Below are 26252 nucleotides of genomic sequence, written 5' to 3' on the forward strand. Positions count from 1 at the left end.
TAGGTGAGAGTAATGGATTTTTTATCTACTGGTGAGAAAATAAAAAGAGCTAGAATATATAAAGGATTAACATTAAAGCAACTTTGTAAAGAAGACATATCTATCTCTAGAATGAGTTGTATTGAAAATGGAAAAGTTAATGCGGATAGATGGGTTTTAGAATTAGTTGCTAATAGATTAGAGTTGAACTTAGAATATCTTTTATGTGATGACATAACTGAGCTTAATAATTTAATTAAAAAATATTCACATAAAATTAGGTTAGAAGAGAATGAAGCAGAAGAAATAAAAGAGTATCTTGAATACTCTATGAATAAGGAATATGATGAAATATCATCAGAACTTATGCATATTTTATTTAGAAATTATACTAATTTTAGAAATTTTAAAAAAGCTAAGGAGCTTTTAAGTGACTATTCAACTATATATGAAAATAATAAAAATAGTAAAAAGAAATATTATGAAGATTTAGCTTTATATTTTATGGTTAGAAAGAAATTTGAGGATGCTATAACTCATTATAATATGCTTTTAGATTTGCTTTTGAAAGAAGGTATTGAAAATAATAAAAAATCTTACATAAGAAATGTTGTATGTTTATCAATTTGTTATTATATATTAGGAGATATTTATAATAGCAAAAAGGTTTTAGATAAGGTATTTTCAATTAATAGAATTTCATTAGATGATGAATTACTTGGAGAAGTTTTTGGGCTTTTAAGTATAATAGCATTAAAAGAAGGAAATGAAAAAGAATTTAAAGATAATTTTTATAAATATAATAAGAGGGCAAATTATAAATCATACAACTTTAAGAGAATAAACAGTTTAATAATAGATGCATTTTTAAGTTTAGAAAGATTTGAAGATGCGAAAAAGCTTACAAAGGACTCAATAGAAAATATTGATAAGAATGATAAGATAGCATACATAGAAATGCTTTTATTTATAATAGAGGTTTATAATAAAAATAAGTGTATAGAAAAAGTAAGAGAATACTGTGAACTATCTTTAGAACTTTCTATAAATGAAAACAATATGTTCTTTATAGAAAGAAGTTATTATTTTAAAGGGGAATTAAGTAAAAGTGAAAAAAATGATATGCAATGGGAAATGTATATGAATTTAGCTACAGACCTTTTACTGAAGTTTGGATCTTATGAGGAAAAGAAAATTAGATATTTAGAAATGGCTGATTTATATCATTACCTAGATGATACAAATGAAGCATTAAAATATTTAAGTTTTTCAATTAAAGAAATGGATAAACTATATTAATAAAAAAGCATCTAAGTAAATCTTAGATGCTTTTTAAGTATATATAATTAATCTCTGTAAAAAATATCCATTGTTTGTTGTAAAAAACTTAGTTTGCAATTAAAACAATTTAAATTAATAGGTCTAAAAAATTTTTTTAGCCTTGCCATAAATAATACCTTCTTTCATATCTTCTCTTTAATTAAATTATATACCTTATAGTATCATAAAGTAATCTTCATATATGTTTAAAAAAAAGTACAAATATGAGAAGTAGTATCTTAATTTTATGATCAATATGGCAAAAAAGTACTCTTTTTAAAAGGTTATTATACGAAATTACACTTTTTTTAGTATAAATAACTCAGCACAGTACCCTTGAAGGGTTGTTTGTAAGTTTAAAATTGTATTTTTCTTTGCATACTCAAATTCTATTTTAGGGAAAGAAGCTTTAAATAAGATTTCTTTCTCCTCTTTTTTTAATCTTTTTGGTTTCCCCATTGATAGCCAGTAATTAAATGAAGAACCAAAATTTTCTCCAATTGTATATTTTGTTATTCTAACATCACTATCAAGATCAATAAGGTTTAATGAAATCTTTTTATCAACTAAATCTTTCATACCTCTAAGCTTTGTGAAGTCTTTAAAATCTATTAAGGAGTTTACCTCTTCATTGTAAGTGTATATAAGAAGTTGATATTCATCCTCTGATTTAGTTAGAATATACCCATCTCCTTTATAAAGAAGAGAATGTCCAAGTTTGCTTAAGAAGTAATAGGCATAATAAGAGGGCTTTTTTATTCCTTTATCATTAACCATAGCAGGATATCCAAAGAAAACTTCATTTGTTATATCCATTTGCCTGTCTAATTCATCAAAGGCCTTTATAAAATTAAGTTTATTTGATGAATTAATAGTATTGTGAATAATAAAAGGTAACATATAAGCTGTATCATAAATTAAATCAATATTATTATTTGGAGTATAGTCATAATCTATTAATGTAAGTTCATTTTCTTGTAAAAGAGAGCATATAGACTTTTTATAATCTTTATTAAAATTTGATGATAATTGAAATTTTACATTTTTTAATTCTAAGCTTTCAACTTCACTAAAAAAGTCTATAAATGATTTAATCATATCTAGAAAATTTTCTTCAGAATAGCCAGTACTATCTAAAACAATCAATGGACTTAAATCTAATGAAGATATATATTCAAAAATATCATTTGTACGAGTCCAGTTAAAAAATTTAGAGCCAGGGAATATGCCCATATCAGAAGAAAATACATTTATAAGTCTTACATACTTATATCCTATTTGATCTTGTAAATCCTCCACAATATCTTGGTTATCCTCTAAAAGAAGATCAAAGGCATCACCAACATTTAAAACTTCCTTAAAATAGGGAGAAAATTCTTCTCCATCATTTTTCATATTAAAAGTGAGTTTATGAATCTTATCTTCATAGTTGAATCTAGGATAATCATCTAAATAGTAAGAGAGTTCTTCTAAACTATCTTTTAATTCATAATAAATTATCTTTTTTTGACTTTCATACTCTTTTTCACTTATTTTATGTTTTTTTCTAAATTGAAGAGGCGTGCAATTATAATAGGCTTTAAAGTGTTTGTTAAAGTATCTAGTATGAGAAAATCCTATGTCATAGGAAATCTCAGAAATAGATTTATCACTATCTAAAAGGAGTTTTACAGATTCCTCAACTCTAGTTAAATTTAAAAGATCAGTGAAGCTAAGTCCTGTAGCATATTTAATTTCATGAGAAAGATAATGAGTACTTAAAAATTCTGTGTTTGCAATATCTTTAAGTGTTATATTTTTGTTGTAGTTATTAAATATATACTTAGAAATTCTATGATATCTTTCAAGAAGCATATTATTTTCATTTATATCTTCATTTTCATAAAGTAGATAATGAAAATTATTTAATAAATGGAATAAAAGTTCTACAAGAGATTTTTCTATGAACTTATCATAATCATCAACTTTTTGAGCTTCTTCACATATTATTTGAGAAAGAAAAATTCTAAGTGTATCATATCTTTCATCACTTTGAGCGCCTTCATCTGATGTATTAGTATAGAAAAACATATTTTCAATATCGCTATAATACTTTTCAAAAAAGTGAGGGTCTATCTTAAAAATTAAAACTCTATTATCTTCATTTGAGTATATTCTATGTGTTTGCTCTGTATTTACTATTTCTATTTCATCCTCAAGTATTTCATAACTGTCAGTATCAATATCAACTAAAATACTTCCCTTAAGAACATAGATTATTTCTATGGCATCATGCCAATGCAGGGGATAGTTTTTTATATTTGCGTAATATATGCTTACTGGAATATCAGAGGGATAATTTACATATTCTTTCCTCAAGTTAAAGCCTCCTTTGTAAGTTATTTTTATTACATTATTATTATAGCCTAATAAAATTAAAAAATAAAATTTGGAAAACAGGCAAAATATATAGTTGATAAATAAAAAAATATTATTTAATATAAATATGGTGATTAAATTGAATTATGTATATATATTAAAATGCAAAGATGATTCTCTATATACAGGATGGACCAATGATTTAAAAAATAGAATAAAAGCTCATAATAATGGAACTGGCGCCAAATACACAAGAGGAAGAGGGCCAGTTAAGCTTGTCTATTATGAGGAATTTGAAGAAAAAAGAGAAGCACAAAGTAGAGAGTACAAAATAAAAAAACTTACAAAAAAACAAAAATTAGAACTTATAGATAGTAGGGAGAAGGAGGATTTTTATGAAAAGAAAATTAACCTATGATATTTATTTTGAAATAATATTCTACATATTATTAGTTGTATATCTTATATATTCACTTTTTAGTAAAGATATGATATTATTTTCTTCAACATTATTAACATTTATTACTTTAGCAATACCAAGAGTAGTGTGTAAGATATTTAAGATAAAACTTTCACCGTTTTTAAATGCTATGATTATTGGATTTATATTTATATCAATGTTTTTAGCTAAGATGAACAATTTCTATGCCATACCAAATTGGGATACATTTTTACATACATTATCAGGAATACTTACATTTATATTAGGATATATGTTGTTTTTAGTACTTAATGATTATAAGACTGACAATGTAAATAAAAATGTAATAGTTGTCTTCTCACTTGTATTTGGAATAGCTTGCACAGCAGTATGGGAAACTTGGGAGTTTTTCACAGATCAGACCTTTGGTTTAACAGCTCAAATAAGTCTTTTTGATACTATGAAGGATATAATAACAGGAAGTATATTCCCAATATTATTATCTAAAAGCTTAAACAATTTCTTAAAAGGAAAGAAAAATAAATTGTTTCAAGAACTAACTGATTTTATGAAAGAAAATAATAAGAAAAAATAATTTAATAAATAGTTAAGTCATAATTAAAAGTATAATAGACTTTTAATTATGACTTTTATTTTGTTTATATTTTAGGAGTATGTTTAAAACAAAGCTATTTTCAAAAAAAGTATATAAGTATTTAATTATGATAATAATCTATATTTTCAATATTACTAATATATCGATTTTGTACCAAGAATTTAAATTTTTATGATATCATAAATATAGATTTTAATAAAGAAGAAAGAATCTTTAGGAGGAAATAGATGATAGGACTTATAGGGATTAAAAAGAATACTAGAATAGAGATTAGAGAAAAATTAGCCTTATATCCTAAAAGACATAAGAAATATTTAGAGGATTTATTAAATTTTTTTGAGGAGGTTGTAATAGTAAACACATGCAATAGAACAGAAATATATTTTAGTCTTAAAAATGAATTTAGTGATGAAGAAATCTTTGAAAATATATTTGAAGCCTTTAAATGGGATAAAAACCTAAGAGAGAACCTATTTTTAGCTAAAGATGAAGAGGCTATAACTCATTTAATGGAGGTAATATGTGGATTCCATTCAAGAATTTTAGGGGAAGATCAAATATTAGGACAAATAAAAGAGGCATATAAAAAAAGTTTAGAGGATAAGAGTGTTTCGGGGAAATTACAAAAGTTATTTGAAAGTGCAATTTCCTGTGGTAAAAAATTTAAAACAGCTTGTAAAATACATGAAATACCAGTATCCTCAGTTTCAGTTTCTTTAAATAATGCTCTGGAGAATGGGTGTAAAAAATTTATGGTCTTAGGGTATGGAGAGATTGGAAAGCTTTTTATAAAACATTTAATTTCTCATAAGATTGAAGAGGTATATTTAGTATTAAGGGATAAATCAAAGGCAAGTGATTTACTTGAAAAAGGAATAAATATAGTTGATTTTACCGAAAAAAATGAATACATAAACAATGTAGATTGTATAGTTTCCTGTACTTCTGCACCTCATAATGTAGTTAAAACTCAGCATATTAAGCTTTTTGGAGAGAAGATTTACATATATGATTTAGCAGTTCCAAGAGATGTAGAAAAAGAACTTGGAGAATATGAAAGAATAGAGCTTATGGATATAGATGAAATAAGCAAGATTGATGATAAGAATAAAATAATAAGAAAAGAAAGAATGAATAAATATAAGTACATAGTAAAGGAAAGTATAGAGGAATACATAAAGTGGCTTAAGACAAGAGAAATATCAAGTAGAATAAGAGAAATAAAAATAAGAGAAAATGAACTTTGTAGTGAAAGAATAAAAACTTTTGAAAATAAAGGGCATGGTTTAGATGGAAAATTAGCTGAAAGGATGATAAGAAGTACAGCTGATGCCTATGTAAATAGAGCCATAGAACTTTTAAAAGAGGAAGCTTTAAAAGGAAGTGAGAAATCTTGTGTGGAGATAATAGAGAAGATATTTTTAACTTAGTTTCTTTAAATTTAATAAGTAATAAAATTAAGGTTAAGATTATTGGAGGAGGAAGAGCTTCCTATATAAAAGCTAAGGGGTTATTAGAAAAAGGGTGTTTAGTTCACATTTTATCAAAGGATTTTTCAGAGGATATTTTAGAGCTAGAAAAAGAAAATATTATTTTAGAAGAGGGAGAATATTATAAAGAGTTTATAAAGAAGTGTCATTTAGTAATTATAGCTGTTGATGATGAAGTTATTTGTGAAAAAATTTGTAATGACTGTGAAGAAGAATATAAAGTATATATTAATGCTTCTAATTTTAGAGAAGGAGTGGGAATAATACCTTATAGTAAAAGTTATAAAAACCTAAGCTTTTCTATTGGAAGTAAGATTGGTTCTCCAAAAGTTACAAGAGAAATAGGAAGAGAGATTGAAAAAATAGTAGAAGAAAATGACGAATACTCTATAATAGTTGGGAATATAAGAAGAAAAGCTAAAAAGGAAAAAAGAAAAGAAGAAATAATAGAATTTGTATCAGGAGAGTTATTTAAGAAAGCATTTTTTTGTGGAGAAGGGTATGCTCTTTTAAATAAAACTTTTGGGGAAGAAATATCTAAAAGGTTATTAGATTTAAAGAGTGATTTAAAAATATAAAATTACTAGAGGAGAGCAGAGCTAATGGATTTAATAATAGGAACAAGAAAAAGTAAGCTTGCACAGGTTCAGGCAGAGAGAGTCATGGAACTTTTGAAAGAAAAAGTGAATATGGATAGCAAAAAACTTTTGGTTATGACTGAGGGAGATAGAAGGCTAGATGTTTCGTTAAATAAAATAGGTGGAAAAGGTCTTTTTGTTAAGGAAATAGAGTTAGCACTTTTAAAGGGAGAAGCACATTGTGCTGTTCATAGTATGAAAGATGTTCCTTATGAATTACCTGAAGAATTTGAACTTGTGGCAATGCCAGAGAGAGAAGATATAAGAGATGCCTTTATTTCTTTAAATGGATCAACTTTAAGTACTTTAAGAAAGGGCGCAAGAGTAGGTACTAGTAGTATAAGAAGAGCTGAACAGCTAAAATTACTTAGACCAGATATAGAAATAATTCCTATTAGAGGAAATGTTCAAAGTAGAATTAGGAAAATAACTGAAGAAAACTTAGATGGAATAATACTAGCTGCTGCTGGATTAAAAAGATTAGGTTTAGAAGATATTATAAGTGATTATTTTAATCCCTTAGATTTTATACCAGCTATTGGGCAGGGGGCTCTTGGAATAGAGTGTATAAAAAATGGGGAATATAACAATTATTTTAAATCTTTAGATAATAAAGAAGTTAGAATAAGAGTTGAGGCTGAAAGAAGTTTTATGAGGGAGTTAAATGGAGGGTGTCATAGTTCAATAGGTGCATATTCAGAGGTTAAAGGAAATGACTTATATATGATAGGAACATTTACTGTAAATGGAGAAATAGTTAAAAAAGATATACTTGGAAATAAAGAAGATAATATTTTATTAGGAAAAAAACTAGCGGAAAAGATTTTAAAAAATGCTTAGGAGGAAAAATATGAAAGGAAAAGCATACATAATAGGAGCAGGACCTGGGGATGAAGAATTACTAACCTTAAAAGCGATAAATTCTTTAAGTAAGTGTACAGCTGTTTTATATGATAGATTAGTAGGAAATAATATTTTAAACTATTTAAATGATGAATGTGAAATTTTTTATTGTGGAAAAGAACCAGGATGTCATTATAAAACTCAGGAAGAAATAAATGATAATATAGTAGAACTTGCTAAAAAAGGACATATAGTTGGAAGAATTAAAGGGGGAGATCCTTATGTTTTTGGAAGAGGAGGAGAAGAGGTATTAGCTTTAAAAAAAGAAAATATACCTTTTGAGGTTATTCCAGGCATAACTTCTCCAATTTCTGTTTTGAATTATGGAGGAATTCCAATAACACATAGAGGACTTTCTCAAAGTTTTCATATTGTAACAGGAATGTCTGCTAAGACTTTAAATATAAATTGGGAAGCATTATCTAAGGAAAATGGAACCTTAGTATTTATGATGGGACTTTCTAATTTAGAGTTAATAGTTAAAAAGTTGATTGAAAATGGAAAGTCAAAAGAAGTTCCTTGTGCTGTTTTAATGAGAGGAACTACTTCTAAACAAAGAAAAGTTGTAGGAAATTTAGAGAATATAGTTAAAAAAGTTCAAGAAGCTAAGCTTGAATCACCTTGTATAATTGTTGTGGGAGAGGTTGTTTCTTTAAATGAAGAGCTAGATTGGTATGAAAAGCTTCCTTTATTTGGTGCTAATATATGTATAACTAGATCTAAGAAACAGTCAAATTCATTAAAGTGGAAGCTTAAAGAATTAGGTGCAGAGGTAACAGAGATAAATTCAATAGAGATAAAAGATACTTCCTACAACTTAAAGGATTATATAGATAACTTAGAAAAATATAATTATATTATTTTCACATCAATTAATGCAGTGAATTTATTTTTTGATTATTTAGTAAAAAATAAGATTGATATAAGAAGAATTAAAGGAGAGATTTCGGCTTTAGGAAAGGCAACTGAGAAAGCTTTAATAGAAAGAGGAATGATTCCTAGTATTGTTGGAAAATCATTTACTGCTTATGGACTTTTTAATGAATTGAAAGATAATATTAAAAAAGATGATGAAATACTTATACCATGTTCATCATTAAGTGGTGATTACTTATTTAATGAATTAAGTAAATTAAAAGCTAAGGTTCAAAGAGTAAATATATATGATACGGTTTGTGGAAAATTAAAGAATCCAAGAGCTTTTAGTGAGGTTGATATTGTGCTTTATACAAGTCCATCTACAGTTAAGAATATGGAATCTCTTTTAGGAAGAGAAGCCTTAAAAGAAAAACTTAGCATATCTATTGGACCAATTACTTCAAAAGCTTTAAATGAAAGAGGAATACCTTGTAAAGAGTGTAAAATTCATTCAGAAGAGGGCTTTTTAGATGAAATAGAGGAATTCTTTAGAGAATTTAAAAATTAAGTTGTGATAAAATTAAGTTATTAATATTTTATTACAGGAAGAGGTGTAAGAAAAATGATAAAAAGAGGAAGAAGATTAAGAATAAATGAAGAGATGAGAGCTTTAGTAAGAGAAAATTCATTAAATGCGAGTGATTTTATATTTCCTATATTTGTTGTAGAAGGAGAAAATATAAAAGAAGAAATAAGCTCTTTGCCTGGAAATTATCATGTTTCTTTAGATAGATTAAATGAAATAATAGATGAGGTTACAGAACTTGGTATAAAAGGAGTTATAGTTTTTGGAGTACCAGAACATAAGGATAAATGTGGTTCTGAAGCATATGCAGACAATGGTATAGTACAGAAGGCAGTTAAAAAATTAAGAGAAGATTATAAAAATCTTTTAATCATAACAGATGTTTGTATGTGTCAGTACACAAGTCATGGTCATTGTGGAATTTTAAATGGAGAAGAAGTTGATAATGATATAACTTTAGAATATTTAAATAAAATAGCAGTTTCTCATGCTAAGGCAGGGGCTCACATGTTAGCACCTTCTGACATGATGGATGGAAGAATAGAAAGTATGAGAAAAGCTTTAGATAAAGAAGGATTTTTTAATGTAGGAATCATGAGCTATTCTGCAAAATATTGTTCAGCATTTTATGGACCTTTTAGAGAGGCGGCTCATTCAGCACCTCAATTTGGAGATAGAAAAACTTATCAAATGGATTCAGCAAATTCAAGAGAAGCTATAAAAGAAGTTCTTCAAGACATAGAAGAGGGAGCAGATATTGTAATGGTTAAGCCAGCTTTATCATATTTAGATGTTGTTAGAGAAGTTAGAAATAAGGTTGATGTTCCAGTATGTGTTTATAACGTAAGTGGAGAATTTGCTATGGTTAAAAATGCTGGAAAATTAGGTCTTATAAATGAAAAACAAGTGGCTTTAGAAATGCTTTTATCAATGAAAAGAGCAGGGGCTGATATGATAATAACTTATTATGCCTTAGAAGCATCTAGATGGTTACAAGAATAAGAGATTTAAGTGATTTAGTTAGGAGAATAACAATGGGTTTAAACAAAGAAATTTTTGAAGAATCAAGAATATATATGCCAGGTGGAGTTAATAGTCCAGTTAGATCTTTTGGAAGTGTAGGAATAAATCCACCTATAATAAAAAGTGGAAAAGGTGTTATTTTAAAAGATGAAGAGGGAAAAGAATATATAGATTTTGTATTAGCTTGGGGTCCAATGATTTTAGGACATTGTGATTTAGACGTTGTTTATGCTATACAAAAAACATCGGCTGAAAGCATAGCTTTTGGTGCTTCAACAAAATTAGAATTAGATTTAGCTAAACTTTTATGTGATACACTAGATAATATAGATATGATAAGAATGGTGAACTCAGGAACAGAGGCTACTATGAGTGCCATAAAACTTGCAAGAGGATACACTAAAAAAGATAAAATAATAAAATTTGCAGGATGTTATCATGGTCATTTTGATGGATTCTTAATAGAAGCAGGCTCTGGAGTATTAACAGAAGGAATACCAGGATGTTTAGGTGTTCCTAAAGATAGCATAAAAAATACACTTATAGGAATATACAATGATGAAAATCAAGTTGAGGAATTATTCAATAAGTACGGAGAAGATATAGCAGCCATAATTATTGAGCCTGTAGCAGGGAATATGGGGGTTGTTAAATGTAACCCTAAATTCATGAGAAAGATTAGAGAATTATGTGATAAATTTGGAGCTCTTCTTATATTTGATGAGGTAATGAGTGGCTTTAGAGTAGCTTATAAGGGTGCACAGACTTTATTTGATGTGAAACCAGACTTAGTTACATATGCTAAAATCATGGGTGGTGGACTTCCATGTGGAGCATATGGTGGAAGAAGAGAGATAATGGAAAATCTTTCACCAATAGGAGGAGTATATCAAGCAGGAACAATGTCAGGAAATCCAATAGTTATGGCTGCAGGGCTTGCTACAGTAAGAAAATTAAATGAAAATCCATCATACTATGATCATATAGAAAAAATAGGGGCAAAATTAGAAAAGGGAATTTTAGAAATAGCGGCTAAAAAGAACATAGGACTTGTTATAAATAGACAAGGAGGAATGATGACACTGTTCTTTACAGATTTAAAAGAAGTTAATTCTTATGATGATGTAAAAACTTGTGATGGAGAAAGATTTAAAAGATATTTCTTACATATGATAGAAAATGGATTTAACATACCACCTTCACAATTTGAAGCTATGTTCTTAAGTGTAAAACATACAGAGGAACATGTAGAAAAATTCCTAAAAGCTTTTGAATCCTTTGAGGGATAGTAAAATTAAACTTATAATTAAAAAAAGGGGCATGTATCAAAATAAGTTTTATTATTATATTTTGATACATGCCCTCTTTTTTTCTATCTTATATATATTTGTTCTAATAGTTCATTGGTGTTAACTGTTTGATTACCATTAGATGATGCTAAAAGTTTGATTCCTTTATAGCTTATTCTAAGCTTACAGCTACTATTTTTTAGTGCATTTGCAAATTCTAAGACAGCTTGAGTTTTTATATCTTTGTTAAATACACTTAAAATAGTTAGGTATAAATATTGAGTATAAAGATATTTATGATTTTTATAATCATCATAAGTATCTAAATTATCACAAAGAAATTTAACGTATTCGTCTATGTTGTTAAATATTTCAGAAAGTCTATCTCTATAAATAAATTTTAATGAATTAATTTCTAAGAATGCTTTACTTAAAACAGAAAGAATATCTTCTTTAATTGTATATACTTCATCAGAATTGAATTTTAAGTATAGGTTTAAGTAAGAGTCTCTTTTTGAGAATATTGTTTCTAAATATTTAATAAATGAATCAAAGTCTTCTCTGTTATTACCAGGTTCTATTTGGAATAATATTTTAAAGAATAAATTCCAGTGAAAATCATAATTCATGGCATTAGCTAAGTTACTTCCTACAGAGTTAGAGAAGTTTGAATCAAAGTCTAGGGGTTTATTCCCTATGCTTAGTTTATTCTTAAATGAAATAGAATCCTTAAACACTTCATTTAACCTAACAGAAGTATTAACGAAGGTATTATAGTATTCTTGAGGAGTATTACAGTTGTTTTTTGAGAAAATATAGTCAATTATAATATCGCAGGCATTTCTAAAATCAACTGATATTCCTAAATCATGTTTTACTTTAGATGAATAAATATCATATATCATTTTGGAAAGTAAGATTTCTATTTCTTCTTTTTTTAAACTCATATCATGAGAATTTTCCATATGTGAATTAACATGATTAAATATTGTTAAAAGCTGATTATCTATTAAACAGAGATTGTTTTTTATAGAATGAAGTATATTTTTATAAAATTTATCTCCAAAAATCATATTATAGTTTTTATAAATAATCTTATGTTCTATTTCTCCCCAAAAGTTATTTACCATTGATTTTATTTGAAGTTCGAAGTTATATTTTTCACCCTCATTAAATATAAACCCATCTATCCTATAAAGTTCAAAACCATTTTTTTGTTTTAAAGGTTGATGTTCATTAAGGTCTAAAAATATAGTTGGATTTTGAGAAGAGTAGGAGTATCCATTTTCATCTTTGCAATTAAAAATAGTTTTTATAAATTTAAATATGTGTTCCTCATCTTCAATAAATCTACATTCTATACGTACACCTATTAAATCAGATAAATTATTAAAAAGTTCATTAGGTGTATTGTATTTTAAATAATAATTATGTCTTATTATTTTTTCTTTTAAGCTTGATGCTGATTTTACTCTAGTTGAAATATTAAAGAATCCTTCACAAGAATTTTCAAGTAGGGAGTAGAAAAAATCATCAAGTAAGTTTGCACTATAAGCTAAATCTTTTTTTATATCTTTTAGTAAATCTAAAGTACTTTTAGTAAATTCAAAAACTTTTAATTCCAAATTTAAAACACCATCCTTGTAGTTGTCGTTAAAAAGTCATTATATTTTAATAATATCAAAGATATAGTAAGTATAAAAGTAGCATAAGATGAATATGTTAATTAATTTAATAAGAAGTTTAATTAACAAGAGAAAATTGACTTTAAATAAAATTTTAAAATAATTTTTTACTAAAGCCATTTAAAATTTTAGACTTATATCCATTTTTATAATTAATTTTTTAATAAAAAAGGGGATTTAATATTAAAAAATGAATTTAAAATGATTTCATAATAAATAATAATAATAATTCAAAAAAATAAAAATAGACTTTGACTTTCTTTGACTTTTATAGTATTATTAATACATAGAAAAAAACACGAGAGAATATTGAGGTGATAAAATGAATGCAGATAAAATGACATTAAGAGTACAACAAAGTTTAAATGATGCTTATGAAATAGCAGTTAAATATAACAATCAACAATTAGATATAGTTCACTTATTTTCAGCATTAGTGAATCAGAAAGATGGTTTAATTCCTAATATATTTGAAAAAATGGGTGTTAATATAGAGTCATTAAAAAGAGACATTCATGTTCAAATAGATAGAATGCCTAAAGTTTTAGGAGAGGCAGCACAATCTTCAGGGGTTACTGCTACAAGAAGAATAAATGAAGTTTTAATAAAAGCAGAAGAAATTTCAAAACAATTTGAAGATTCATATATAAGTGTTGAGCATGTAATGCTTGCTATTATGGAATTAGATAAAAATGGAGTAGTAGGAAGTATATTAAGTAAAAACAATATAACTAAAGATGGTTTCCTTAAAGTTTTAACTGAGGTTAGAGGAAGTCAAAGAGTTGATTCACAAGATCCAGAGGGAACTTATGAAGCTTTAGATAAATATGGAACTAATTTAATTGAACTTGTTAAACAACATAAATTAGATCCTGTTATAGGAAGAGATGAAGAAATAAGAAGAGCTGTTAGAATTCTTTCAAGAAAAACTAAGAATAATCCAATACTTATAGGAGAACCTGGTGTAGGTAAAACTGCTATAGTAGAAGGATTAGCAGAAAGAATTGTAAGAGGAGATGTTCCAGAAGGACTAAAAGATAAAGTAATTATTTCATTAGATATGGGGGCTTTAATTGCTGGTGCAAAATACAGAGGAGAATTTGAGGAAAGATTAAAAGCTGTATTAAAAGAAGTACAAAGTTCAGAAGGTAAAATACTTTTATTCATAGATGAGATTCACACAATAGTTGGAGCTGGTAAAACAGACGGGGCTATGGATGCAGGTAACTTAATCAAACCATTACTTGCAAGAGGAGAGCTTCATTGTATAGGTGCTACAACTTTTGATGAATATAGACAATACATTGAAAAAGATAAGGCTTTAGAAAGAAGATTCCAACCAATTATAGTTGAAGAGCCAACAGTTGAAGAAACTGTATCAATCTTAAGAGGATTAAAAGAAAGATTTGAAATTCACCATGGAATTAGAATACATGATTCAGCAATTGTTGCTGCTTCTAAACTTTCTCATAGATATATTCAAGATAGATATTTACCAGACAAAGCTATTGACTTAATAGATGAAGCTGGTGCAATGATAAGAAGTGAAATAGATTCTCTACCTACTGAATTAGATATTATAAGAAGAAAAGTTTTAATGCTTGAAACTGAAAAAGAAGCATTATCAAAAGAAAGTGATGAAGCTTCAAAAGAAAGACTTGTTTCTTTAGAAAAAGAACTTGCTGAACTTCAAGATAAAAATGATGAAATGACAATTAAGTATGAAAAAGAAAAATCTCATATTTCAGCAGTAAGAGATTTAAAAGCTGAGTTAGATGAAGCTAGAGGATTAGCTGAGAAATATGAGAGAGAGTATGACTTAAATAAAGTTGCAGAACTTAAATATGGAAAAATTCCAGAACTTGAGCGTAAAATAAAAGAACAAGAAGAAAACATGGAAAAAGATAATGAGGGTGCATTATTAAAAGAAGAAGTTACTGAAAATGAAATTTCAGAAATAATTTCAAAATGGACTGGAATTCCTGTTACTAAACTTGTTGAAAGTGAGAGAGAAAAACTTTTAAGATTAGAAGAGGAATTAAGAGAAAGGGTAATAGGTCAAGATGAGGCTACTACAGCTGTTGCCAATGCTGTAATAAGAGCAAGAGCAGGACTAAAAGATGAAAGAAAACCAATTGGTTCATTTATATTCTTAGGACCTACTGGTGTTGGTAAAACAGAACTTGCAAAAACATTAGCAAGAAATCTATTTGATAGTGAGGAAAATATTGTAAGGATAGATATGTCAGAGTACATGGAGAAACATGCAGTATCTAGATTAATAGGACCTCCTCCAGGATATGTTGGATATGAAGAAGGTGGTCAATTAACAGAGGCTGTTAGAAGAAATCCATATTCAGTAATATTATTCGATGAAATAGAAAAAGCTCATGATGATGTATTTAATCTATTCCTTCAAATATTAGATGATGGAAGATTAACAGATAACAAAGGTAAAACTGTTGACTTTAAAAATACTATAATTATAATGACTTCTAATATAGGAAGTAGTTACTTATTAGAAAATAAGTCTGCTGATGGTGTTGAAGAAGATGTTAGAGATAATGTAATGAATGAAATGAAGTTAAGATTCAAACCGGAATTCTTAAACAGAGTAGATGACATTATAATGTTTAGACCATTAAGTAGTGAAGGAATTAAGAAGATTATAGATATATTCTTAAGAGATGTTGAAAATAGATTAAGAGAAAGAAATATAACTTTAGAGGTTACTGATGCTGCTAAAGAAATATTAGCAGAGGAAGGATATGATCCAATTTATGGAGCTAGACCATTAAAAAGATATATAAGCAATGTATTAGAAACTGAAATAGCTAAAAAAATAATAGGTGGAGAAATCTACGATGGATCTATTGCATTAATAAATGGAGTAGATGGAAGAATAACTGTTACAAGAAAATAATAAGCTGAAAATAAAGAGTCTATATATGTGTTAAGCGGATATATAGGCTCTTTTTATTATGGAAATTTTTAATAAATTGAAAAAGAAATAAAAATATTATGGAAATATTAAATAAAACAGTAATTTTTTAAAATATATTCATAAAATATTGTGGAAAATTAATAAATTTATTATTATAATTGTTTGCATAAGATGAATTTTTAAAAATTAAATTGTGATAAATTTAAAAAGGAGAGTGAGAAAAGTGGAACTAATAGGGATATTAATCGTAATAATAGGATTTGCTTTAAAGCTTGACACAATAGCAGTTGTACTAGTAGCAGGGCTAGCAACAGGGATAGTTGCAAATATGAGTGTTTTTGAAATATTAGAAAAGTTAGGTTCAACTTTTGTAAGTCAAAGACATATGACTTTATTTATTTTAACACTTCCTGTAATAGGAATGTGTGAGAGATTTGGACTTAAAGAAAGAGCTATAACTTTAATAAAAGGTATCAAAAATATGTCTACTGGAAAACTTCTAAGTTGTTATCTTCTTATTAGAGAAGTTGGAACAGCTGTATCTTTAAGATTAAGTGGACAAGCTCAGTTTATAAGACCTCTTATAAATCCAATGGCTCAAGGAGCGGCTGTTAGTAAATATGGAAAAATAGATGATAAAAATGAAGATTTAATAAAAGGAACAGCGGCAGCTATGGATAACTATGGTAATTTCTTTGGTCAGAATGTTTTTTTAGCAAGTTCAGGAGTTCTTTTAATAGCAGGAACTTTAGAAGAATTAGGTTATAATGTTAGCACTTTAGAAATAGCAAAAGCATCAATACCAATAGCTATAGTGGCTTTAATTCTAGGTTTTTTACAAAATTATATTTTAGATAAGAGATTAAGTAAAAATTTATCAAAGAATAAAGAGAATATTAAAGTAAGGAGGAAGTAAGATATGGATATGAAAATGATTTCTAATGTATTACTTGAAATCTTTTATATAGTAGTTGGTCTTTTAATGTTAAATACTACAATAGATACATTAAAGGATAAGAATCATAAAACAAGAATTGGAACGGCATTTTTTTGGGGTATATTAGCTGTAATTTTCATTGCAGGATCAAATATTCCACCAGTAATAGTAGGGATATTACTTTTAGTAATAGGTGTATTAACAGCCAGCAAACAAGTTAATATAGGAAATCTTAAAATGCCTAATATAGATTTTGCTGAAATGCAAGCTGAAAAGCTGAAAAATAAAATATTTATACCGTCAATAGTAATAGCTATTGGATCTTTAGTAATAGCTCAGTTTACGAATTTATCAGGTACTGTAGCAATTGGAATAGCATCCTTAGCAGCAGTCATATCAAGCTTTACTATATTAAAAGCTAAGCCTAGACATTTACTAGAAGATAGTAATAGAATGGTTCAGTCAGTTGGTTCTACAAGTATATTACCTCAGCTTTTAGCTGCTTTAGGAACTGTATTTACGGCAGCTGGGGTAGGTGATGTTATATCTTCAGGAATATCAAACTTTATACCAGAAGGAAATATTTTAATAGGAGTAACTGCATATTGTGTAGGTATGGCAGTATTCACAATGATAATGGGAAATGCCTTTGCAGCTTTTTCGGTTATAACAGTTGGAATTGGATTTCCATTTGTATTTTCACAAGGGGCAAATGTAGCAATAGCAGGGGCTTTGGCTTTGACTGCTGGATATTGCGGAACATTACTTACACCTATGGCAGCTAATTTTAATGTTATGCCAGCAGCACTTTTAGAAACTAAGGATAAAAATATAGTTATGAAGTGTCAGAGTTTATTTGCTATATTACTACTTATTATACATATAGGATTAATGTACTTTTTAGCATTTTAAAAATATTTAAAAGTTTATTTTTATGAGAATATAAAAAATTACTCTCTTAAAATTAACAATGGTTAATATAATTTTGGATTTTATATAAGTTTTTAGAAAAAAACATATTTTATTAAAAGGAGAATTAAAAAATGAAGGTATTAATTACAGGATTTGATCCTTTTGGAGGAGAAAGTATAAATCCAGCTTTAGAAGCTGTAAAAATGTTACCAGAAAATATAGAAGGAGCTGAGGTTATAAAATTAGAAATACCTACAGTTTTCAGAAAATCTCTTGAGAAAATAGAAGAAAAAATAGAGGAAGTAAATCCAGATGTTGTAATATCAGTAGGGCAAGCTGGTGGAAGATTTGGAATCACCCCAGAGAGAGTTGCTATAAATATAGATGATGCAAGAATAAAAGACAATGAAGGAAATCAGCCAATAGATATTTCAATATATGATGATGGTGAGTCTGCTTACTTTAGTAATCTTCCAATAAAGGCTATGGTGAAAGAAATGATTGAGGGAGGTATTCCAGCAACGGTATCAAATACAGCAGGAACTTTTGTATGTAATCATGTTATGTATGGAGTTTTATATTTGGTAAATACTAAGTATAAAAATATAAGGGCAGGATTTATTCATGTACCTTATATACCAAATCAAGTTATAAATAAACCTAATACACCTTCTATGTCAATTACTGATATATCAAAAGGGTTAGAACTTTCTATAAAAGCTATAGTTTTAAATAAAGAGGATATTAAAGTGGTAGGAGGAACTGTTTGCTAATGTTAGAACCTAAGATAAAAAGAAAAATTTTTGTGTATGGAAGTTTAAGAACAGGATTTTTCAACTATGATAAATACTTAAAAGGAAAAGTTTTAAAAAGTGAATTAGGAAGAATTAAAGGTAAGCTTTTTCATATGAATAACAAAGGATATCCTGCTTTGATTGAAGGTGATACTTGGGTTTATGGAGAAGTTATGACAATTTTAGATTATGAAAATGTTATAAATGAAATGGACTTAATGGAAGGATATTTAGGGATTAATAATAAAAATAATGAGTACGATAGATTAGAGATGGAAGTTGAGGTAATCGGGAAAAAAACAACTGAAAAATGTTATGTTTATTATTATGCTATGAATAATAAAGAGATTTTCTATGAAAATAGTATTTTAATAGAAAATGGAAATTGGAGAGATTTTATGCTTAAAAAGGTTTATTAAAAATAAGAAGAGAGGAATTTTCCTCTCTTCTTATTTTATTTTTAGTGCATTGATTTTTCGTATTTTTCTACCATTCTTTTAACCATTTCTCCACCAACGCTTCCGCATTGTTTTGAACTTAGGTTTCCATTATAGTCTGAGAATGGTACACCCATTTCGTTTGCTACCTCATTTTTAAATTTTGCTAATCCGTTTTTTGCTTCTGGAACTAATTTTGTCATTTTGAATTCCTCCTTTTAAGTTAATAAGATCTTTTGAAAGGATAAGTTTTTCTTTTCCTTTCGCTATTATGATGTGCAGAAATGTTTTTTATAAACTATAAAATAAACACCAATTGGGGTAAAAATAATTATATATGGTAAAAATATCTGAATATAAAAAATGATAAAATAAAAAATGTAGAGAAGAAAAAATAGTTTCTTTTAAGAATAAATTTAAATAAAAATGATTTAAAACATAAAAAAGACTCAAACAAAATTACTATTTGCTTGAGCCTTAAATTTTATACAATAAAATTTAAATCTTTAAATGAAGTGAAGCCATGAGAAGAATCAGCCTCCTTAACAGCTTTTAAAATAGCTTTTTCCATAACCTTAGCTGCTAGAAGGCCAACAACATTTATATCAGCTTCAACATGGTTAGAAGATAAGGCAAAAATTGTATCACCATCAAACATAGTGTGAGCTGGTCTTATAGTTCTTCCAAATCCATTCTGGGCCATAGAAGCAATTTTATTCATATGAGCTTTATTAAAATTACCATTAGTAACAATTGCACCTATTGTGGTATTTCCTTTAAATACATTTTTAGGTTTAGAACAACTTTTTATTAAACTTTCTTCAGTATTTATAAATGACATCATATCTTCACTTAATCCACCTGCGATTATTTTATTGTTGTTATTTGGATCTACTATATCACCAAGGCTATTAACTCCAACAATAGCACCAACTTTTAAATCTCCAATTTGAACCGCGTAGCTTCCAAATCCACCTTTCATTGCAAATTTAGGATTAATAGCTTTTCCAACTGTTGCACCTGTTCCACATCCAATATTTCCATTTATGGAGTCATCAAAGAATTCAGCATTTATGCAAGCATCAATCCCCATCTGTTTATCAGGTCTTATTTTAGGATTACCACAGATTAAGTCAAATAAAACAGCACCACAAACTATAGGAACTTTGGAAACTCCAACATCAAATCCGACTTCTTTATTTTCTAAATATTCCATAACTCCTGAACAAGCATCAAGTCCAAAGGCTGAACCACCTGACAATAAAACGGCATGGACCTTATCAACCATCTCCATAGGATTTAAAAGGTCTGTTTCTCTTGTCCCTGGTGCACCACCGCGAACATCTACACCACCTGATGCACCTTCTTCACATATTAAAACAGAGCATCCTGTAGCACCTTCTTTATTTTGTGCATGTCCAAGTTTAAATCCTTCTATATCAGTAATTTTTATTTCAAACATATTTAGTACACCTCTTTAAAATAATAAAGTTTTAGCGCATAACTAAAAGTTATACGCTAAAATGAATTCTATATAAGACTATTTAAATATTTTTCTAACTCCAAGTATAACAGGTATTGAAATTAAAGCAGATATAAATGCTTCTGGAATACCGTTTGTTACACCTATTCCTAATAAAGTTAATTTAGCAGCATGTTCAGAAATTCCTAAAGCTGTAGCATATCTTTCTAAGTAGAAAATATATGTTAAACCTAAAACACCAACTGTATTAGTTAAAGTTGCAAGGACTGAAGCTGTACCTATTGATAAGGCCTCTTCTTTATTGTTGTGTTTAAATTTTATCATAAAGACTACACTTATTAAGAAGAATATTACAGAAATAATAGCTGATGGTATTAAAGAATTTGTTAATCCTTCAATACTTAAAAATAAAAGTAGTGCTAAAATTATTGAACTTATTAAAGCTGTAATTTTTAAATTCTTCTTAGTTCCTTTAATCATAGACTTATAAACATAGTAACTTACAACACCTATAAGTACTCTTGGAATTAAAGCTATAATAGGATTCCAAAACATAAAACTAGTTGGTAGTGGGGCAGTGAAAGCTTGGTACATTGAAAATAGACCAAATACTAAACCTATTAAGCCACCTACTATGGGTCCTTCAATAATAGCACCTATAATTACAGGTATGTGCATTATAGTAGCTTTTACAGGTGGGATGTTTATAAATCCTAACCCTGTTAAACCTAGAAAGATTGATATACCAGATAGCATACCAACAATAACTAGTTTTCTTGTTTTTTGTCGTGTTTGATAAACTGCGCTCATTGATTCTCCTCCGTTCTTATTCCTTTTAGGATATAATTCGGTTGTTAAATTTTTAACCGTAAAATGTGTTCAGCTCCTAATAATAGAATACCGACGATAATATTTTAACATTATCTTTTTAAGTAATTCAATATAAAAAGGAAAATTTGTACAAATATATATAAGGTAAAAAAGACAAAATGGCGTAATTAGAGGATTGTAATGCATAAAGAAGTAATTTTCTGATAATTTAAAAGATGAATTTTATTTAGAAAAAGTGTTAAAATAGATAAAAAACACTATTTAGGAGAAAGAGTATGAATGACAAAGAACTTTTTTACGAAATAGAAAAACATTTATTAGAAGATGAAAAGCCATCAGTTTTTTTAGAAGATTTAAAAGAAAGTGGGAATTTGAAAAAATCATTTTTAAGCATATTAGAAGACTTAGAAAAAGTTCAACAAGAAAAGAAATATCATCCAGAGGGAAATGTATGGATTCACAGTATGCAGGTTGTTGATGAGGCAGCAAATTTAAGAAATAATGCTAATAATAAAAGGGAATTTATGTGGGCAGCATTGCTTCATGATATAGGAAAAAAGGAAACTACTAAAATGAGAAAAGGGAGATGGACAGCTTATGAACATGATAAAGTAGGGGCTGAGAGGTCTTATGTTCTTTTAAAAAAAGTAGTTGAAGATGAAAGGTTTATAAGTGATGTTAAAAACTTAATAAAATATCATATGTCATACCTTTACATTGTTAAGAATTTACCATTTGTAAAACCAGAAGATATAATACTAGACTCTGATATATATGATGTGGCTTTATTAACATATTGTGATAGGGTTGGAAGAGGTGAAAAAACATTAGTAGAGAAGAGGGAAATAATTAGATCTATAAATAAATTTATAGAAAAGATAAACTCAATAACCAATAAACACTATAAAATATTAAATATACTAAAAAATAACTAGTTGATTTTCATTAAATAAACTCATATAATAATTATTATAAATTAAAATTCAATATGTTCGGATGAAGGTAATGGGAGAGAGATATATTTTTATATCCACCGAAGAGGGAAATCTTTCAGGTATTAGGACCGTTACTGGACGAGCCTCTGGAGAGACTCTTGTAAGAAGAGCACCGAAGGAGCAAGGTTAAATTTTATTAACTGAAACTCTCAGGTAAAAGGACAGAGGATAAGGCTAGTTACTTAAATTTTTTAAGTATCCTTATTCTCCTCCGCAAATTAATTTTTAGGAGGATTTTTTTTTGGAAAACTTATTAAATCAAATCGACAATTTAGTATGGGGAGCACCACTTCTTATACTACTTGTAGGAACAGGTGTTTACCTGACTATAAGATTAAAATTATTACAAATTATAAGGCTACCATTAGCATTAAAATATGTTTTTGGAAAAGATGATGAGATTTCTTCTGATGTAGAGGGAGATGTTTCAAGTTTTGGAGCTTTATGTACAGCACTTTCAGCAACTATTGGTACTGGAAATATAGTAGGAGTTGCAACAGCCATAAAGGCTGGAGGACCTGGTGCATTATTTTGGATGTGGATAGCTGCATTTTTTGGAATGGCAACTAAATACGCAGAGGGTGTACTTGCTATAAAATATAGAACAATAGATGAAAATGGTCAAATGGCTGGAGGACCAATGTATTATATAAAAAATGGTCTTGGTTTAAATTGGCTTGCTAATCTTTTTGCATTTTTTGGAGTAGGAGTTGCCTTATTAGGAATAGGAACTTTTGGACAAGTTAAATCAATTACTGACGCAGCGAGTATTACCTTTAATGTGCCTACTTTAGTAACGGCAGCTATTGTAACAATATTAGTTGCTTTAGTTATATTAGGTGGAATAAAAAGAATATCTAGTGTATCAGAAAAAGTTGTTCCTTTAATGGCTGGACTTTATATACTAGGAGTAATATTAGTTATAGCATTTAATTTTAATAATATACCAAATGCCATAAAATTAATAATAGAAAGTGCTTTTAATCCTAAGGCTGCCATAGGTGGGGCCGTTGGAATTAGTATAATAACTGTTATGAAAAGCGGAATAGCAAGAGGAATATTTTCAAATGAAGCTGGACTTGGGAGTGCACCAATAGCAGCAGCGGCAGCAAAAACTAAATCACCTGTAAAACAGGGTTTAATTTCTATGACAGGAACTTTCTTTGATACAATTTTAATATGTACAATGACAGGAATAGTAATAGTTCTAACAGGGGCTTATGCAGGAAATTTAGAGGGAGTAGCTTTAACAACAAAAGCTTTTGAAATGGGACTTCCAATTAGTAATATAGGAACATATATAGTAAACATTGGACTTATGTTTTTTGCTTTTACAACTATATTAGGATGGAATTATTATGGAGAAAGATGCATTGAGTATTTATTTGGAGTAAAAGCTATAAAACCTTATAGAATTTTATATATTGTTTTAGTTGGAGTAGGTTCATTTTTACCACTAACATTAATATTTATAGTGGCAGACATAGTTAATGGATTAATGGCAATACCAAACCTTGTAGGTATTTTAGGCCTTAGAAAAGTAGTGGTTGAAGAAACAGAGGAATTCTTTAAGGAAAAATCATTAAAAGAAGAAAGAGAAAAGATAGGATTAAATGAAACTGTCTTAAGTTAATATATGAAAAACCATGAGTAAAATAATTACTCATGGTTTTTATTTTATCTTCCTTCATTAGGAAGTTTACTTCTAACTATGTTTTCAACTTTTTTTGGAAGTTCTAAAATTTCTTCCTTAGTAAGTTTATCAGTGTAGATTGGTGGGTGGATATAAAGATTTACTTCTTGTCCTCCCTTTATAAAATAATGATTTGCTTCCATTATTTTGTATGTTCCATCAATAGTAAATGGAAGTACTGGAACTTTTGATTTAGTAGCTAGCTTGAAACTACCTGCTTTAAATTCTGCCATTTTACTACTTCTACTTCTTGTTCCTTCTGGGAAAACAACCATTGAATATCCTTCTTTTAGGTGTTTTATTCCTTCTAAAATACCAGCCATAGCTTTCTTTGGATGTTCTCTATCTATGAAAATTCCTCTTGAAAACTTCATCCAGTATTTTAGGATTGGCATTTTTTCAAGTTCTTTTTTAGCTATGAATCCTTTAGGTTTATCTATGTAGTACATAATTACAGGAATATCCATATTACTTTGGTGGTTACCAACTAATAAAACTGGTCCTTTAGGAATATTTTCTAATCCTTCTACATTTACTTTAACATTTGCATGATCTAAGAAATCTTTAACTATTCTTCTACTACACTTATAAATATACTCTTCACGTTCTTCTGTTTTTCCTTCTACCTCAAGTTTATCTATTTTCTTTATATCAGATATTGATTTTATTAATGTCCATGCATATCCTTTTCCATACCAATATATAGATCTAAACATATATTTCGCCCCTTTAATTTAACTAGTACTAAGTAATATTATAACAGGTTTTAAAAAATATCAAATAATGAGAGTGAATTATTATGTGTATTAATAAATTTTTCAAAAGCTAAAATTAATAATTTTAAGATATAATAAAGGAAGATTTATAAAAAGTTAGATTAATAAATTAGCTTTAAAAAGAAATGGTTACTACTTATTAATTTAAAACAGTTTAAATAGTATTGATTTATTATAAGAATGTAAGTAGTACTTTTGTTTTAAATTTAGTTAGCTGTTATCTATTAAATAAAAGGTATTAGTATAAGTATAATTTCAGTTTTATAATTATGATTAATAAACAAAATAAAATATAAGAGGTGTATAGATGTTAAAAAATAAAATTGATTTAAATAGAGAATTTTTAATTGGGGATGGAGCTATGGGGACTAGACTTATGGAACTTGGAGTTGATTTAAGAAAAAATTCAGTGGAAACCTTAAACTTAAATAATCCAGAATTAATTGAGAAAGTGCATAAGGAATATGTAGAGGCAGGTTCTAATATAATACTTTCTAATACTTTTATGTGTAATATAATAAATGAAAAGAAAAATAATTATAAATTAGAAGAAGTTGTAGAAAAAGCATTATCTATTGGAAGAAAGGTTTGCAAGGATGAAACATTTCTAGCTTTGGATATAGGTCCGCTTTCATATTATATGAATAATGAAGATGGATCTTTTAAGAAAATTATTGAGGATAATACAGAAAGAATAATAAAAGCTGGTAAAGATAATTTTGATTTAGTTATTTTCGAAACATTTGGGAGTTTAGAAGAAAGTAAAATAGCTATTAAAAAAGCAAAAGAATTAACTTTTAAACCTATAATATGTTCATTTACATTAGCTGGGAAAATTAATGTTAAGTGTTTTTTAGAAGATGTATGTTTAAATTTAAACAATAGTGGAATAAGTGCTTTAGGGATAAATTGTACTGAATATAGTAAGGTGTTAGAAGGAATAAAGGTTTTTAAGAAAAATACAAAACTCCCAATAATGATAAAACCTAATTTAGGAATACCTAAAAGAGAGGGAGAAAAACTTAAATATTCTCAAGAGATTAGGGAGTTTAAGGAGTTTTCAAAAAAGGCTAAAGAACTAGGAGTTAAAATAATAGGAGGATGTTGTGGAACTACTAAAGATTATATAGAGTCTATAAAAAATATATAAAACTAAGAAAATATTTTGGTAATATTAAAAATAGTTACATTGTTAGGAAGAGGAATGTGTTATAGGTGTCATAATAAATAAAGTAAAAAAATAAATAACCTATAAAAAGTCCACTAAACATATAAGAATGAAAA

23 protein-coding genes, 1 pseudogene and 2 riboswitches are annotated in these 26252 nt (G+C 27.7%); of the genes and pseudogenes, 17 read left to right on the forward strand and 7 right to left on the reverse strand.

Translation table 11 applies throughout. The features are described 5' to 3' along the window. Positions 1-12: 12 nt before the first annotated feature. Positions 13-1278 (forward strand): helix-turn-helix domain-containing protein, encoded by a 1266-nt coding sequence (locus Q1K13_RS08605; protein ID WP_300349571.1) that lies wholly within the window; start codon positions 13-15, stop codon positions 1276-1278. A 318-nt stretch (positions 1279-1596) separates the two neighbouring features. Here the strand turns inward: Q1K13_RS08605 and Q1K13_RS08610 are convergent, their stop codons facing one another. Beyond that, positions 1597-3657: a helix-turn-helix domain-containing protein gene (locus Q1K13_RS08610; RefSeq protein WP_300349573.1), complete on the reverse strand. Its 2061-nt coding sequence runs from the start codon at positions 3655-3657 to the stop codon at positions 1597-1599. 139 nt (positions 3658-3796) lie between these two features. Between Q1K13_RS08610 and Q1K13_RS08615 the strand changes: the two genes are divergently transcribed. The 8 genes from Q1K13_RS08615 (at position 3797) to hemL (ending at position 11481) form a co-directional block, all read left to right on the forward strand. Further along, on the forward strand, positions 3797-4075 hold the full coding sequence (locus Q1K13_RS08615; RefSeq protein WP_300349574.1) for a GIY-YIG nuclease family protein: 279 nt from the start codon (positions 3797-3799) through the stop codon (positions 4073-4075). After that, entirely contained in the window at positions 4053-4673 is a 621-nt protein-coding gene (locus tag Q1K13_RS08620; RefSeq protein ID WP_300349576.1) for a DUF2238 domain-containing protein, read from the forward strand. Before Q1K13_RS08615 ends, Q1K13_RS08620 begins: the two co-directional genes overlap by 23 nt. A gap of 248 nt (positions 4674-4921) precedes the next feature. Beyond that, positions 4922-6124, forward strand: a complete 1203-nt coding sequence (gene hemA / locus Q1K13_RS08625; protein WP_300349579.1) for a glutamyl-tRNA reductase — start codon at positions 4922-4924, stop codon at positions 6122-6124. Then, a complete protein-coding gene (locus Q1K13_RS08630) occupies positions 6088-6762 on the forward strand; it encodes an NAD(P)-dependent oxidoreductase (protein ID WP_300349581.1) in 675 nt (224 codons plus the stop codon). The genes hemA and Q1K13_RS08630 overlap by 37 nt, the downstream gene beginning before the upstream one ends. A 24-nt stretch (positions 6763-6786) precedes the next feature. After that, on the forward strand, positions 6787-7662 hold the full coding sequence (gene hemC / locus Q1K13_RS08635) for a hydroxymethylbilane synthase (RefSeq protein ID WP_300349584.1): 876 nt from the start codon (positions 6787-6789) through the stop codon (positions 7660-7662). A gap of 10 nt (positions 7663-7672) precedes the next feature. Continuing rightward, the gene (cobA, locus tag Q1K13_RS08640) at positions 7673-9151 is read left to right on the forward strand and encodes a uroporphyrinogen-III C-methyltransferase (protein WP_300349587.1); all 1479 of its coding nucleotides are present in this window, start codon (positions 7673-7675) and stop codon (positions 9149-9151) included. Between the two features lie 54 nt (positions 9152-9205). Beyond that, the gene (gene hemB / locus Q1K13_RS08645) at positions 9206-10171 is read left to right on the forward strand and encodes a porphobilinogen synthase (protein ID WP_300349590.1); all 966 of its coding nucleotides are present in this window, start codon (positions 9206-9208) and stop codon (positions 10169-10171) included. Between the two features lie 32 nt (positions 10172-10203). Next, the gene (hemL, locus tag Q1K13_RS08650) at positions 10204-11481 is read left to right on the forward strand and encodes a glutamate-1-semialdehyde 2,1-aminomutase (protein ID WP_300349770.1); all 1278 of its coding nucleotides are present in this window, start codon (positions 10204-10206) and stop codon (positions 11479-11481) included. A gap of 83 nt (positions 11482-11564) precedes the next feature. Here hemL and Q1K13_RS08655 read toward each other — a convergent pair whose 3' ends face one another. Beyond that, positions 11565-13106: a GTP pyrophosphokinase gene (locus Q1K13_RS08655; protein ID WP_300349592.1), complete on the reverse strand. Its 1542-nt coding sequence runs from the start codon at positions 13104-13106 to the stop codon at positions 11565-11567. 382 nt (positions 13107-13488) lie between these two features. Between Q1K13_RS08655 and clpB the strand changes: the two genes are divergently transcribed. From clpB to Q1K13_RS08680, 5 genes are all read left to right on the forward strand, one after another. Continuing rightward, positions 13489-16089, forward strand: coding sequence for an ATP-dependent chaperone ClpB (gene clpB, locus Q1K13_RS08660; protein ID WP_300349595.1), 2601 nt, complete (start codon positions 13489-13491; stop codon positions 16087-16089). Between the two features lie 244 nt (positions 16090-16333). Next, positions 16334-17026: a DUF969 domain-containing protein gene (locus tag Q1K13_RS08665; protein ID WP_300349598.1), complete on the forward strand. Its 693-nt coding sequence runs from the start codon at positions 16334-16336 to the stop codon at positions 17024-17026. 3 nt (positions 17027-17029) lie between these two features. After that, positions 17030-17959, forward strand: a complete 930-nt coding sequence (locus tag Q1K13_RS08670; protein ID WP_300349601.1) for a DUF979 domain-containing protein — start codon at positions 17030-17032, stop codon at positions 17957-17959. Between the two features lie 131 nt (positions 17960-18090). Next, positions 18091-18732, forward strand: a complete 642-nt coding sequence (pcp, locus tag Q1K13_RS08675; protein WP_300349603.1) for a pyroglutamyl-peptidase I — start codon at positions 18091-18093, stop codon at positions 18730-18732. Continuing rightward, positions 18732-19172 (forward strand): gamma-glutamylcyclotransferase family protein, encoded by a 441-nt coding sequence (locus Q1K13_RS08680; RefSeq protein WP_300349772.1) that lies wholly within the window; start codon positions 18732-18734, stop codon positions 19170-19172. Before pcp ends, Q1K13_RS08680 begins: the two co-directional genes overlap by 1 nt. A 41-nt stretch (positions 19173-19213) precedes the next feature. On the opposite strand, the gene Q1K13_RS08685 is transcribed toward Q1K13_RS08680, so the two are convergent. The 4 genes and pseudogenes from Q1K13_RS08685 to Q1K13_RS13045 form a co-directional block, all read right to left on the reverse strand. Next, complete coding sequence (locus Q1K13_RS08685; protein WP_300349605.1) at positions 19214-19393, reverse strand: alpha/beta-type small acid-soluble spore protein; 180 nt, start codon at positions 19391-19393, stop codon at positions 19214-19216. A 281-nt stretch (positions 19394-19674) separates the two neighbouring features. Then, positions 19675-20652, reverse strand: a complete 978-nt coding sequence (locus Q1K13_RS08690; protein ID WP_300349607.1) for a P1 family peptidase — start codon at positions 20650-20652, stop codon at positions 19675-19677. A 78-nt stretch (positions 20653-20730) separates the two neighbouring features. Then, a complete protein-coding gene (locus Q1K13_RS13040) occupies positions 20731-20997 on the reverse strand; it encodes an ECF transporter S component (protein WP_366522627.1) in 267 nt (88 codons plus the stop codon). Positions 20998-21060: 63 nt separating this feature from the next. Continuing rightward, a pseudogene (locus Q1K13_RS13045) lies at positions 21061-21483 on the reverse strand (ECF transporter S component); the annotation flags it as partial. Positions 21484-21779: 296 nt separating this feature from the next. On the opposite strand from Q1K13_RS13045, the gene Q1K13_RS08700 reads away from it, so the two are divergent. Further along, positions 21780-22439 carry an HD domain-containing protein gene (locus Q1K13_RS08700; RefSeq protein ID WP_300349613.1) on the forward strand — a complete coding sequence of 220 codons (660 nt, stop codon included), beginning with the start codon at positions 21780-21782 and terminating at the stop codon, positions 22437-22439. Between the two features lie 61 nt (positions 22440-22500). Further along, positions 22501-22580: riboswitch (glycine riboswitch) on the forward strand. Between the two features lie 2 nt (positions 22581-22582). Then, positions 22583-22667, forward strand: a riboswitch (glycine riboswitch). 73 nt (positions 22668-22740) lie between these two features. Beyond that, entirely contained in the window at positions 22741-24132 is a 1392-nt protein-coding gene (locus Q1K13_RS08705) for an alanine/glycine:cation symporter family protein (RefSeq protein WP_300349615.1), read from the forward strand. Positions 24133-24176: 44 nt separating this feature from the next. Here the strand turns inward: Q1K13_RS08705 and Q1K13_RS08710 are convergent, their stop codons facing one another. Then, positions 24177-24908, reverse strand: coding sequence for a lysophospholipid acyltransferase family protein (locus Q1K13_RS08710; RefSeq protein ID WP_300349618.1), 732 nt, complete (start codon positions 24906-24908; stop codon positions 24177-24179). Between the two features lie 367 nt (positions 24909-25275). Between Q1K13_RS08710 and Q1K13_RS08715 the strand changes: the two genes are divergently transcribed. After that, on the forward strand, positions 25276-26118 hold the full coding sequence (locus Q1K13_RS08715) for a homocysteine S-methyltransferase family protein (RefSeq protein WP_300349621.1): 843 nt from the start codon (positions 25276-25278) through the stop codon (positions 26116-26118). The last annotated feature ends 134 nt before the right edge of the window (positions 26119-26252 follow it).

It is taken from the genome of Clostridium sp. (assembly GCF_029267215.1).
Lineage (GTDB): Bacteria > Bacillota > Clostridia > Clostridiales > Clostridiaceae > Sarcina.